The organism is Moorena producens 3L (assembly GCF_000211815.1).
In the GTDB taxonomy this organism is placed as follows: Bacteria; Cyanobacteriota; Cyanobacteriia; order Cyanobacteriales; family Coleofasciculaceae; genus Moorena; species Moorena producens.
This window is the reverse complement of the sequence record NZ_GL890923.1, coordinates 1-12449: the sequence shown is the minus strand read 5'-3', so window position 1 is coordinate 12449 and position 12449 is coordinate 1. Positions and strand designations below refer to the sequence as shown.

Below are 12449 nucleotides of genomic sequence, written 5' to 3'. Positions count from 1 at the left end.
GTTTCTAGAGACTAGAATAATTATAATCGAATTTAACCTCAGGCTTATAGTTAAAAACCCAATCTTGATATTCTTCGCTACGCATCTGTGACTGTTCCTGGATTTGCTGATTAGCAGTCTCTCTATCGGTTGTGTAGTAACGCATTTCACCCAAAGCGCTACGGGTTTGCATCAGTTGGGTACGGGGTATACGACGGTGTTCATAAGTAGCCAGAGCTTCTTCAATGCTCGATGCTTGGGAACAGCAAAATGCTAGTTCATAGGCGTCTTCAAACGTACTATTGGCTCCCTGTGCCATAGCAGGAGCCATTGGGTGAGCCGCATCACCCAACAACGTAACTCTGCCTTGACTCCAATATTTTAGCGGTAAGCGGTCGCAAATTGGTCCGGCCAAAATGCGCTCTGCTGGTGTTGCTTCCACAAGCGATCGCAATGATTCTCCCCAGTCCGCTAATTGATCGAGAACCCGAGATTTGACCTCAGCCGCATCTTGGGAAACAATACAATCTGGTAATAACTTACGATATAGCCAGGAAATATGCCCATCACCGACATTTAGGAGGTACATAAATTCTTGATTACCTTTCACAAATCCGAGTTCACCGGGATTAAGTAATTCTTGGTTACATTTGATAACAGTACGCCAAGACATACTTCCTAAATAGCGGGGTTTACCGTCTCCAATTAAAGCTTCTCTAATGGCAGAATTTATACCATCGCCTCCAATTAGCAAATCTGCACTAACCTTTTCCCCGTTATCAAAATATATTGACACGTGACGGTCGTATTGTTCAAAACCGATGCAGCGATGGTTAAGATGAATACTATCAGATGGTAACTTAGATGCCATAATTTGCTGCAAACGCCACCACCAAACAGTTATCAATGGCTGACCATATTTATCATCAAATCTGCTTGCTGGGTTAGTGCGAAGTGTTTCACCTTGAGTATTCTTTAAAACGCTTTTCCTAACCTCACAACCTGACTTTTTGATAGTTTCTACTATCCCCGGTTCAATAGCATCAAGGAAATTTAAACCATTTGGTAACAACCCCAAACCACCACCAACGGGCCGAAAATCTTGAGCTTTTTCGTAAACTTGGACATCATACCCCCATTTCCGGAGTGCTATAGCAACAGCCAAACCTCCAAGTCCAGCACCAATAATCGCCACTTTTTCCATAAATGGTTTGGATGACTTCCCCATTTGAGTTTTTTCTTGTGCGCTTGCCTGTAGTTTCATACTTAATTTAACGGCATAGGAACAGTTGAATTTACCGACTCACGCTCGTGTAATTTCTCGAACCAATTTCCTAAGTTAGGATACCGCGAACCCCAATCTTTATCCAAGCGAAGGCTGTAGTAACCCAAGGAACATAACGCTGCTACATCTGCTGCTGTCCATGTGTCATTGCCTAATAAGTATTGAGATTGGGCTAATTGTTGATCAAAAATTGGTAAAAGGCGATTAATTGACGTTTCTAATTTGGTTCGATAATCAGTTACCTCTAAATTATTAGTCAAATTTAAAAGCCATAAATTGATGATATTATCACCTAAATAATCAGCGATTTCTTCCCATTTACGACATTCAAGCTTTGCCTGATAATTACTTGGATAAAAACTAGGTTGTGGATAGGTTTCGTCTAAATACTCTGCAATTAATGTAGAATCCCAAATAACTGTACCATCTTGTTCTACAAACACAGGGACTTTACCAATGGGAGAAATTTTAATAAATTCAGACGGTTTATTCTTAAGATTAACTTCTTTGAGTTCGCAATCTAATTTTTTTTCAGCTAACAATATGCGAATTTTACGAGAAAAGTTTGATTGCTGGTGATAATACAATATTCTATTCATCAAATATCTCCACAAAAGCCACGAAAATTTTTACTTTACATCATTGAGCCCAAATTGTTAAGCTTGGCTATAACAGGAGTGTCCAGCAGCCAAGATGAAAGAGCTAAATAATATTATAGCAGCATTTGCCAAAATTCAACACAACAATGAACAAGTATTTCTTGCTACTGTTGTCAATGCTCAAGGCTCTACCTATCGCCAACCTGGTGCGCGAATGCTGATCACATCAAGTGGTAAAATGGTAGGAACCATTAGCGGTGGTTGTTTGGAAAATGATGTATTTGAGCATACTCGCGTTTCGATGCCAGACGGAAAACCCATAGTCATCACTTATGATACCACTGCTGATGAGGACATTATCTGGGGATTTGGGCTGGGTTGTAACGGTGTGGTAAACGTCTTTATTGAGCTTCTAAATCAAGATAATCCCCTTAACCCCTTAGCTTTTATTCATCAATGTTTCTATAACCAGCAGCAAGGTATTATTGCCACTGTTATTGCTGTGGAAGGTAGGGTAAATGTTAAGGTTGGGGCGCGTTTAATCCTGCAATCAAATAATACTGTAAATACTGATATTAAAGACGAGTATTTGACTGCTGCTTTGCTCAAAGATGCTCAAGCTGCTCTGGAAAATCAACATTCAAGTTTCCATCAATACCAATTAGCAGTCGGTAAAGTAGATATTTTTATCGAGTTGATTAAACCCCCGCCACATCTAATAATTTTTGGTGCAGGTCGTGATAGTGTACCTGTAGCAGAGTTTGCTAAAGCCTTAGGGTGGCGAGTCACTATAGTTGATTGTCGAGGGAGTGAGGTAACTCAAGAGCGTTTTATCATGGCTGATCAGGTGATTCTCACCCGCAGGGAAATTCTAGACAAGCAAATCTGTATTGATGATAACACCATTGCTGTGGTCATGACTCATAACTACCTCGATGATTTAGAAATTTTGAAAGTGCTAATCCCTGCTGCTATCAGCTATCTGGGTTGTTTGGGTTCAAAGCAACGCACTGCCAGGTTACTGCAAGATTTACGTGCAGCAGGAGTAGAATGTACACCCATACAGCTACAAAAGTTACACACTCCTGTTGGCATTGATATTGGTGCAGATACACCAGAAGCGATCGCATTATCCATCATTGCTGAAATTCAAGCTGTGTTAGCAAACCGTGGTGGTGGCTTTTTAAAACACCGCATGGAACCAATTCATAAACGAAATCAAGTCAATAAAATCCCAATTAAAAACTATAAAGGTTGTTGAATTTAACTTTTTAATATTTTAATTATGAAATGAAAATAACCAATTCAAAGCTAAAAATAACTGAATCAAATATTGCTATTATTATCTTAGCAGCAGGTGCATCAACCCGCATGGGTAGACCTAAACAACTCTTACCCTATCAGGGATGCAGCTTGCTTCGCCATACCATAGAGACTGCAATGGCTTCAGTCTGCAAGCCTGTCGTAGTAGTTTTAGGAGCAAATGCCCAACAGATATATTCTGAAGTTAACCAACCTTCTGTAACGGTAGTTGAAAACCTAGATTGGAATTTGGGAATGGGTTCCTCAATTCGTAGGGGAATTCTATCCCTTGCCACTTGTTCTGAAACCATAGACGCAGCAGTTATTACTGTTTGTGACCAGCCGTTTCTTTCTCCTGAAATTATTAATTATTTAGTGGCAGCCTATCATGATACGGGAAAACCCATCGTTGCTTGCCAATATGCAGATACATTAGGTGTACCTGTTTTGTTTAAACATATATTTTTCTCTGAACTAGCAACCTTAGATGAGACCGTGGGTGCCAAAAAATTAATCAATAAATACTACAACGAAGTATGTAGTATTCCTTTTCCATTAGGTGTAATTGATATTGATACACCAAGAGATTACCAGAAGTTAGAGAAAAACCAAGAGGGGCAAGAGCTCCGGAGTTTTATTTGACAAAAAAACAAGACCTCCTAGGTTTACATCTCAAATACAAACCCTATAGTAGAGTGCGTTATTAACGCACCTTACTGGTATAGTTATGGCGTAAGTCCTGTTAGTGACAAGCCCCATCCCCTTGTGGATGGGGCTGTTGACTGTTCAATATAAAAAGAGTATAAAACTCATAGCTAAAGGCAAAAATGGAGCAAATAAACTCAGAAATTGACGCAATTCGCCAGAGCATTGCCGCACTACGTGCTGAACGTGATACCCTAACCCGCCAGGAAATTATCTTAGAAGACCAGTCTCCAGAAGCGATCGCTCAAGCCTACCGTCGTCAAGCCAGTGAAAACGCCCAACGCTCGGTAGAGATACTAGGAATCGATAATGCGATCGCAGCCTTAGAAGCCCAGTTGGAACAAAAACAGCAGCAGTTACAGCCAGCACTTACCATCAGTCAACCCCTAACCCTGGAAGACCAAATAGAACAAGCCACACAACAAGCTTATGACCACGCTGAACGGATTAATGAACTGGCAGCGGAACTAGCAGAAGAACTCAAAGCCCTAAAAGCGATCGCTCATGACCTGAGTCCCATTTATTGGAAGTTGTATCATCGACCCTTTGTTACTGGATTCAGAAGTACCTCAGTTCCCTATCTTCGTTCCGATCACGATGTTTTAAGGATTACCAAACTAGTAATTTAAATTTAGTCATTAAAATTAGTAATTCAAACGGATAACCTAAGATTAGGTTATCCGTTTATCCGTGTTTAAACATCCAGGTTTATTTTATCTTATACCATTAACCACCACTAACTTTAGCTTTGTAGCCCAGTTTAATCATTATTTGCACTAGTTTATCAGTATGATTTCCTTGAATTTCAATAGTATTATCTTTAACTGTACCACCACTACCACATTGGCCTTTCAGCTGTTTAAGTAACTTGGTTAAGGTTTCTGGTGATGATTGAAATCCACTAATTACTGTAACGGTTTTTCCCTTACGTCCCTTCCGTGATGCCTGTACCCGCAAATCTTGCTGATTTGGGGGAAGTTCCTGAATCGGTCGTTCCACTGCAGCGTCGTTGCTAGTGCCAAATTCCTGGTAGACAGTTCGATTGCCAGAGGTTTTGGAGTCAGAAGCATTGCGTTTTGATTTTGATGAAGCCATTGGTTAAATCTAGTATCAATCTATTTACAATTCCGGTTAATTACTTGTAAGCATTCAGCCGTCAGTGGTCAGCCGTCAGCTTTCCGTAACAGAGATAAACCAATGCTTACCGGTTTTATTCAAAAGCTGTTCGGTGTAGCTTGCCCATAGCCCATAACTACCTCAAGTAGCACCTCAAGTAGCGCATAAGCTGATACGCGACACGCTGATAGCTTACAATCACTTACCAAATAGTGGCTGGATTTTTGGGTCAGGGTAATCGGTAATCGGTAATCATCAACTACCAATTACCCATTACCCATTACTAATTAACCATTACCCATTACTCTATCCCGGAAAGGAACGGTTCTGGATGTCCCTGTTCAGGAAGACAATCAATTTCGATCTGGAAGGTTCCTTCAAATCCAGTGTCTTGCACTTGAAATTCCCAGGCACCATCCACTTCTTTCATCTTATCAGCGGGATTGGCGGTAAAATCTGGCTGAGAAAATTTTTCATCGCTATGGAGGTAGAGTTCTATGGGTGTCTTGGCAATCAGAACCCGAATATAGTATTGTTTGCGGAAGATGACATTGTCAGAGAAACCAAGACCTAACAAATCCCGCTCACCGACGTAAAAGTCCAGCCGTAAGACCATGTCTTTCTCTTGGGCTGGGATGCTCTCATCCTCTAGAATCGATATGGTATTCAAGTACCCTTCCCAGATCAGATTTTTGCCATCTGCCCAAGGAAATGCTGGCTTTTCGTCGGTCAAATCCTCTTTAATAAACGGACCATAGCAGTTTTCCGCAGCCTCACTCTGGTGGAACAGTTCAAAATCCACCAGACGGGGTTTAATGGATACTCCCAGAAAGAACTCACTTTTGCCAAACCAATCCTTACCCCGAGTGATTTGGCCGTTGACAAAACGTAAACGCGATCGCACATTCCCAAAGAAAAAGCGCGTTGCTACTTCAAATGCTTCTCGGGAAGTAATCACGGAGTCGAAACCACCGTGGGATTTGTGGATAAAGGTACGGGGTGCCCCAGGAATTTGGGCAGAGAATTGCTTAACTAAGCCATCACTACGGTTATAGTTAGAACCAAACTCATATCTCGGGGAGAAAACGCGGTTGAGAAAGGAGGCTTGTCGCAAATTGTAAGACTTATAGTTGGTGCCAACAATAGTTAAAAGTCGTTCTAAGGGAAAGTGTTTCTCAAAATTTTGGAACGAATAGGGGTTGTTGAGCTTACTTTGATTTTTGAGATTAAAGCGCTCTAATTCTTCTTGAGCTCCTAGTTCTCCCCCAAAACCCAGCCAATCTTCTAAGATTTGGAAGGTAATGCCTTGGTGAGGAGTGCCCAAAGTGATAATTTTATTGATGTAGTCTTCAGCCTTAAGACCAAGGCTGGGATAGGTGACTTGAACTGCTTCGCGAGCGATTAACCCACCCATAGAATGGGCGATGATGTTAACCTTAGGTTTAACACCTGCTTGATTCGCCGTTAGTTCACGAATTAAGTAGATCAGACGCACCAAGGCATTACCATAGGTGTCAAATTTACGCTCTTTTAGGTCATAGTAGCGAAATACCCAAATAGAGCGCCAAGGCTCTTTGATAGACTCCAAAAAGTATTCTGACATCTCTGGGTTTATGACTACTTTATCCCCTGAAAAATATCTTTTTTGTTCAGTTTTGTCTGGATAGTTTAAAGTATAGGTTTCTTCTTTGAGGCGCTTAAATTTATCGAAAATACCATTATCCTTTAACCACTGAAGTGATGATGGCAGGGGTTTGCCATCCTGGAGCATTTGCTGCAAAGACTTTAGTTTCCGAGGCAGGGTTGGTTCATCTTCAATTTCCCGACTACTAAAGGTCACCACGTTAGTAGCATCCTGGTATTGCCAGTCTGACTTGAGGAAACTCAGGATTAATCCTTCATAAATCTCATTTGTTCCCTTTTTGTGTTCATAGACACTGCCTTGGTTAAAGCCCTGGTAGGTTAAGCGCTGTTCCTCTTCAATATTGAGACCGCCAAACCCACGAATTAGGATAATTGGTAAAGGAGTACGGGTAGGTACAGACATTGTCATCTCCTATCACATCTGATCTGTTAATTCATCGATCTTAGCTGCTGATTTATCTATAGACCATCAGTGTTTTTCGTCAATTAAAAATTGATAATTGAAAATTACCTCAGTTCGACATAACCAACTATCCTCCGAGTCAGGAGCTTCGAGTCAGGAGCTTCGAGTCATAATAATTTATTTTCCAGGAATTTTTACGATAAATTGGTTTATGTATCCACTGCTTAGCCTTTCAATCAACAGGTAGGACAAATTCAATCATTTCCTGATGGACATTAAAATAGAGTAAAAAAAATTAATCATAAACTACTTGTGATAATAGTTGTGATTACATTAGCATCGGTCAATAATAAATTTTTACACTAGCTGTTCTAGCTATGAAACAACTGAAAAAAATCTTGATTGTGCTCGATATACTTTGCCTGTCTGTGTTCTATGGTGATTATGCCTATGCCGATTAAGCCATCCCAGGTTGTCAAGACGCATATAGCGCTACCCGCAAGGCAAGAGGAATCCCCCCTAACCCCCCTTAGTAAGCAGGGCGGGCATGCATGCTAAAGTTGACTACAAAAACTTAGGTGCGCTTTCCGCATTAAGAATTAAATTCGCCACGGGTCGCACCTTTTTCAGCTTTTATAAATTTCCTAACCTTAATGCCTAGTGATATATAACGGGATTGCGAGTGTATCTCAAACTGAAAATCTGGCAACATTAGTCAAAAATGAATCTGCTGTGATGTATCGAAAGGGCTGCCCCTTACCGCTCTGTCTATCACCTTGGAACACTCTTGTGCAAGCAGCTAAAATTGAAAAAGCGCAGTTGACAATCACCCATAACTGCCTGTACCGGTGCCACCAAAGGGAATTTCCCCCATCAGCGACTTCATCAAGACAATGGGAAAAAATGTATAGCGGTTTATAGCCTAATCAGGTACAGAGGATTTTTTATCTCTTGCCTCTTGCCTCTTGCCTCTTCTTTGTTCCGGTGATCCGCTGTTCCCTATTCCCTGCCCATAGCGCTATAACAAACAACCTTGGCCTTTTGGCCTTTTGGCCACGCTACGCGAACGGCCACGCTACGCGAACAACCAACCTAAAAACTAAAAAATAGTTCCCATGTCAGACCAACCCCGTACCCGTCAGGAACTCTACGATCGCATCCGCCAAATAGGTAAAGAAGAATTCGTCCTCGAAGAAATGATTCGCTACGGATTTTGGCCAGCACAAGGTGAGATGCCAGAAGATCCAGCTGATGAAATTCGACGGCGGGGAGAACTCCAGCGAGAACTAGCCCAACTGCGCCAAGAAAGTAAGAAACTACAAAACGAACAAGCACTGCGTAAGCGGTTGCTAAAAGAACGGTTAGCCCAGTCTAGGCTTAAGCGTCAGGAAACCAAACAACGACGGGAACAACAACGGCTCGAACGTGCCGAAGCGTGGGCTATACGCCAGGAACAGGAAATACTCTATCTCGGTGAGCAAGTATCCCCAGGTCTAAACCATACCGAAAGCGATCGCATACGATTAGAAACCTATAAATTACCGCTGCTTAGCACACCCCAACAAATTGCTCAAGCCATGGGGATTACCCTCGGACAACTACGCTTTCTCGCATTTAATCGCAAAACCGCCACCATATCTCACTACATTCGTTTCAAGATTCCCAAAAAAACCGGTGGAGAGCGATTAATTTCCGCACCCAAACCAAAACTAAAACAAGCACAACACTGGATTCTCAGCAACATACTAGAAAAACTAGAACTAGACAATGCAGCTCACGGCTTTCGACGCGATCGCTCCATAGTAACCAACGCCCAGCCTCATGTTGGTGCTGATGTCATTATCAACATTGACCTCAAAAACTTCTTCCCATCCATTTCCTACCAACGAGTCAAAGGACTTTTCCGGTCATTCGGTTATTCAGAAGCAGCAGCAACAGTATTTGGATTACTATGTACAGAAGCGGACATCGAAGAAGTCGAACTAGATAGCAAAACCTACTACGTAGCCACAAGCGATCGCCACCTCCCCCAAGGCTCCCCCGCTTCACCAGCCATTACCAACATATTGTGCCGTCGTTTAGACCACCGACTAACCAAACTAGCCACAGACTTAGGCTTTATTTACACCCGCTATGCCGATGATCTCACCTTTTCCGCCTCCGGTAATAGCCTCCGCTTTATCGGTAAACTCCTAAAACGCACCAGCTCCGTAGTAGCTCACGAAGGGTTTACTATCAATCAACAAAAGACCCGAATCCTACGGAAATCCCAGCAGCAAGAAGTAACAGGAATTGTAGTCAACGACCATCTCAATATTTCCAGAAAACAATTAAAACGCTTCCGTGCCACCCTCTATCAAATCGAAAAAGACGGTCCAGACAGCAAACACTGGGGAAACTCCAGTAATGTAATCGCAGCGATTCAAGGCTATGCCAACTTCATCGCCATGGTCAATCCCGAAAAAGCAGCCCTCTTTCAAGCACAAATCCAACGCATCAAAGAAAAATGGTTATCTAATAGGGATTAGGTATCAGCTTACCTTATTTTTGAATTAAGAATTAAGAATTAAGAATTAAGAATTAAGAATTAAGAATTAAGAATTAAGAATTAAGAATTAAGAATTTGTAATTCTGCATTCTACATTCTACATTCTACATTCTACATTCTACATTCTACATTCTACATTCTACATTCTGCCTTCTGCATTCTTAATTCTGCATTCTGACAGACAACCTTGGCCTTTCGGCCACGCGATCGCGTTCAACTAACTACCGCTTACCTTGTAAATTTATCACCTCCTTATGTACACTCATACCAATCTGAAGAGACTGATTAAGTAAGCGACCATACTCACCAGTTTCCTCACTCAGCTCAAAAGCCATCAAAGTAGCAAAATTATCATCAAGATTGCTTAACAATACCTGACGACTGTCAATTAAATTATCATGACTTCTGATTAAATTTTCTACTTGTAAAGCATTCACTAAACTTTGTTTAGTAATAGCTAGAGAGTCAATAACTTTTTTACGGCTTTCAGATTGTTTCAACTCAGTACTTGACCCCTCAATCGCCTCTATCCGTTCAGCTAACTCAATCGCTTTAATCACACCATTATAGTTATCAACCTGATCCATTAACCTAACCAAAGACTTAATTCGCTTCCCTTGTTTATATAAATATACATTCCCAATCACTATTCCTGACACAAACAATCCCACCAATAGACTAAATAGCCCCGTTGTCCCAGCCTGGTCTTCAGGCAAATTGCCAGAATTTTTCATAAAAATCAGGATTGGAGGCAAAAATAAAATTAAACTCAGACCCAATATAAATATCTCAGTTAACAGAACCGATAACATATGCTTAGGCTTCTTAAAGATAAACCCCCGACAAAAATCAATAGCCACAAGCTTAGCAAAATTCAGATCTACCAGGTTTCTGATATCTTCTGACGTAATCTGTAAATTACCTAAATTTGATGACATATCATCTCGCTCCTGTTACACCATTTTCTGATATCTTTAACCAATCCCAATCACCCACCAGTCAGTAGTGAAAATCACACCGCGAATAAATCAAGTCCTCTTACTTCCACCCAAGCAATCCCATCCGTTATCGATAGAATAAATAGCGCTGCGGGCAGCGCTATAGCTGCCACAAGTGTGGCTTCAAAACAACAAATCAATAGTAAGCCTTAACCCCAACCCAGCACTTTACCAATTAACTCCAACAAATGCAGATAAAAATTACTCTCTAGCTCGCGAAATACGGCAAAAGGTTCCCCAGGATCTCCGAAAAATGGTCTGAGGGTCCATCCCAATTGGCTCCCAACAAATCCATACAGCACTAACCAAGCTTTAAGAAGTCTAGTGCGAGATTTGTTTTCTTCAGCTTCTTGCTCAGTGATCAATCCCATGCATTGGTAAAACACATTGACACCAATTAACCCAGTGATGCCAAATATTACTATATTTAAGAGCTGAAAAAATGTATAATCATCAATCGAGAGACGGAAAAAGAGAGTGATAGGAGCAAAGCCAAATAGCATCACACTAATCACAGATGTCGCCGCCAAAAGCAAAGCTAGGTACTGCCCAAAACTACGTTTAGAGCCTGAGCTAATCTCATAAAAATATAAAGTCGGTAAACAAATCAACAGCGTTAACAAGTATAGCGCCGGTAATTTGATAGCTGAAGAGATAATCTGGAGAGGGCTACTAAACGAGCCGATAATTGCACCATAAATCCCAAAAAATGCCGAGCTGGCAATTAATAAAGAGATAATTTTGATATCAATCCTAATCCCTTGGTCAACCTCCTTCAGGAATCTTTCGCGATCGCCCAAAAACTCCATCACTATAGTAAAGTGGTTCATGACTTACCCCTAGTTAAAATTTAAAGCTACAAAATACAGTTAGCTATAGGAGCATGTCACTTATGCAGAAAATTTGGACTAAAACTATAGCCCCCTCATCGGTTTTAGCTTGCTCTGATAGTACCTATAGCAATCCTACTAAATCATTTTTTCAATCAGCAAAATAGGAAATCCTTGCTGGGCAAGGGTTATAGCGATTCGGCCACTATATTTCACGAATCAGATCGGATTGCTATAGTTCATATGTTCTACAACTCCGACCTGTTCCCTTCACTTGGTTCCAGACAACAACCCATAACGAATCAAGCCCCGGCGATACCCTCGACTCATCAACCCCATCGACAGTGCCGCTTCCACAATTTTCCAATTACTATTGAGCAACCCTAAAAGCGCTTTCGGCTCAAAAGCAGAATCAATCACAATATCCCAAAACGGTTCAACCGCATCTGACCAATCCGCCGTCCGAATAGTTTGGAAATTCAAATTGCCAGCAATTTCCTCATACTCCTGCAAAGAAATCACATAAGGCAAACAATAAACCCGATAAATCTCAGCCAAATGCTGCTGTTCATCTGTTGTCAATTGTCCCGTCGCCAAGGTTATCGGACGATGACACCAAGTTGCCATTAAAAACCTTCCCCCAGGTTTCAGCACCCGATAACATTCTTGAAGAAACTGTTGCTTATCCGGCATATGTTCTCCACTCTCCATCGACCAGACAAAATCAAAGGTTTCATCAGCAAAAGGCATATCCAAAGCATTAGCAACCTGAAACTGAACCCGTGTTGCCAACCCAGCCACTTGCGCTCGTTCAGTCCCTCGTGATGCTTGAACTGGACTTAAGGTAATTCCAGTAACATTTGCTTCAAACTGTTGCGCTAAATAAAGTGAACTCCCACCAATCCCACAACCGACATCCAGAATAGTACTAGCTTGCTCCACTTCAGCCCAACAGAGCAATTCCTCAATCAAGTCAATTTGTGCCTGATGTCGGTTTCTTCTCACGTACCCGCCCAGCCATAATAGCCATGGTGCATATG

11 protein-coding genes and 1 pseudogene are annotated in these 12449 nt (G+C 41.5%); 5 read left to right on the top strand and 7 right to left on the bottom strand.

Annotated elements, in window-relative coordinates:
• Positions 1-4: 4 nt before the first annotated feature.
• Together LYNGBM3L_RS15075 and LYNGBM3L_RS15070 are read right to left on the bottom strand one after the other, a co-directional pair.
• Complete coding sequence (locus LYNGBM3L_RS15075) at positions 5-1207, bottom strand: FAD-dependent oxidoreductase (RefSeq protein WP_044493332.1); 1203 nt, start codon at positions 1205-1207, stop codon at positions 5-7.
• A gap of 38 nt (positions 1208-1245) precedes the next feature.
• Positions 1246-1863 carry a glutathione S-transferase family protein gene (locus LYNGBM3L_RS15070; protein ID WP_008184825.1) on the bottom strand — a complete coding sequence of 206 codons (618 nt, stop codon included), beginning with the start codon at positions 1861-1863 and terminating at the stop codon, positions 1246-1248.
• 94 nt (positions 1864-1957) lie between these two features.
• Here LYNGBM3L_RS15070 and LYNGBM3L_RS15065 point away from each other — a divergent pair, with 94 nt between their 5' ends.
• The 3 genes from LYNGBM3L_RS15065 to LYNGBM3L_RS15055 all read left to right on the top strand — a co-directional run bounded on the left by LYNGBM3L_RS15065 (position 1958) and on the right by LYNGBM3L_RS15055 (position 4499).
• Entirely contained in the window at positions 1958-3124 is a 1167-nt protein-coding gene (locus tag LYNGBM3L_RS15065; protein ID WP_008184823.1) for an XdhC family protein, read from the top strand.
• Between the two features lie 29 nt (positions 3125-3153).
• Positions 3154-3807 (top strand): nucleotidyltransferase family protein, encoded by a 654-nt coding sequence (locus tag LYNGBM3L_RS15060; RefSeq protein ID WP_008184821.1) that lies wholly within the window; start codon positions 3154-3156, stop codon positions 3805-3807.
• Between the two features lie 185 nt (positions 3808-3992).
• Positions 3993-4499, top strand: a complete 507-nt coding sequence (locus LYNGBM3L_RS15055) for a hypothetical protein (protein ID WP_008184819.1) — start codon at positions 3993-3995, stop codon at positions 4497-4499.
• A gap of 97 nt (positions 4500-4596) precedes the next feature.
• Here LYNGBM3L_RS15055 and LYNGBM3L_RS15050 read toward each other — a convergent pair whose 3' ends face one another.
• The gene (locus tag LYNGBM3L_RS15050) at positions 4597-4965 is read right to left on the bottom strand and encodes a translation initiation factor (RefSeq protein ID WP_008184817.1); all 369 of its coding nucleotides are present in this window, start codon (positions 4963-4965) and stop codon (positions 4597-4599) included.
• Positions 4966-5287: 322 nt separating this feature from the next.
• Positions 5288-7033 carry an esterase/lipase family protein gene (locus tag LYNGBM3L_RS15045; protein WP_008184815.1) on the bottom strand — a complete coding sequence of 582 codons (1746 nt, stop codon included), beginning with the start codon at positions 7031-7033 and terminating at the stop codon, positions 5288-5290.
• Between the two features lie 951 nt (positions 7034-7984).
• On the opposite strand from LYNGBM3L_RS15045, the gene LYNGBM3L_RS43605 reads away from it, so the two are divergent.
• Together LYNGBM3L_RS43605 and LYNGBM3L_RS15040 are read left to right on the top strand one after the other, a co-directional pair.
• The gene (locus tag LYNGBM3L_RS43605) at positions 7985-8143 is read left to right on the top strand and encodes a hypothetical protein (RefSeq protein WP_154659803.1); all 159 of its coding nucleotides are present in this window, start codon (positions 7985-7987) and stop codon (positions 8141-8143) included.
• Between the two features lie 5 nt (positions 8144-8148).
• A complete protein-coding gene (locus LYNGBM3L_RS15040) occupies positions 8149-9561 on the top strand; it encodes a reverse transcriptase family protein (protein ID WP_008184813.1) in 1413 nt (470 codons plus the stop codon).
• A gap of 241 nt (positions 9562-9802) precedes the next feature.
• Here the strand turns inward: LYNGBM3L_RS15040 and LYNGBM3L_RS15035 are convergent, their stop codons facing one another.
• The 3 genes and pseudogenes from LYNGBM3L_RS15035 to LYNGBM3L_RS15025 all read right to left on the bottom strand — a co-directional run.
• Positions 9803-10519: a hypothetical protein gene (locus LYNGBM3L_RS15035; RefSeq protein ID WP_008184811.1), complete on the bottom strand. Its 717-nt coding sequence runs from the start codon at positions 10517-10519 to the stop codon at positions 9803-9805.
• Positions 10520-10728: 209 nt separating this feature from the next.
• Positions 10729-11409: a hypothetical protein gene (locus LYNGBM3L_RS15030; RefSeq protein WP_008184809.1), complete on the bottom strand. Its 681-nt coding sequence runs from the start codon at positions 11407-11409 to the stop codon at positions 10729-10731.
• A gap of 270 nt (positions 11410-11679) precedes the next feature.
• Positions 11680-12449: pseudogene (locus LYNGBM3L_RS15025) on the bottom strand (methyltransferase domain-containing protein); the annotation flags it as partial.

Excerpts from the sequence above, each read along its gene's own strand:
- LYNGBM3L_RS15035 (WP_008184811.1), bottom strand. The coding sequence starts at position 10,519 with ATGTCATCAAATTTAGGTAATTTACAGATTACGTCAGAAGATATCAGA.
- LYNGBM3L_RS15050 (WP_008184817.1), bottom strand. The coding sequence starts at position 4,965 with ATGGCTTCATCAAAATCAAAACGCAATGCTTCTGACTCCAAAACCTCT.
- LYNGBM3L_RS15070 (WP_008184825.1), bottom strand. The coding sequence starts at position 1,863 with ATGAATAGAATATTGTATTATCACCAGCAATCAAACTTTTCTCGTAAA.
- LYNGBM3L_RS15065 (WP_008184823.1), top strand. The coding sequence starts at position 1,958 with ATGAAAGAGCTAAATAATATTATAGCAGCATTTGCCAAAATTCAACAC.
- LYNGBM3L_RS15060 (WP_008184821.1), top strand. The coding sequence starts at position 3,154 with ATGAAAATAACCAATTCAAAGCTAAAAATAACTGAATCAAATATTGCT.
- LYNGBM3L_RS15040 (WP_008184813.1), top strand. The coding sequence starts at position 8,149 with ATGTCAGACCAACCCCGTACCCGTCAGGAACTCTACGATCGCATCCGC.
- LYNGBM3L_RS15030 (WP_008184809.1), bottom strand. The coding sequence starts at position 11,409 with ATGAACCACTTTACTATAGTGATGGAGTTTTTGGGCGATCGCGAAAGA.
- LYNGBM3L_RS15075 (WP_044493332.1), bottom strand. The coding sequence starts at position 1,207 with ATGGGGAAGTCATCCAAACCATTTATGGAAAAAGTGGCGATTATTGGT.
- LYNGBM3L_RS15055 (WP_008184819.1), top strand. The coding sequence starts at position 3,993 with ATGGAGCAAATAAACTCAGAAATTGACGCAATTCGCCAGAGCATTGCC.
- LYNGBM3L_RS15045 (WP_008184815.1), bottom strand. The coding sequence starts at position 7,033 with ATGTCTGTACCTACCCGTACTCCTTTACCAATTATCCTAATTCGTGGG.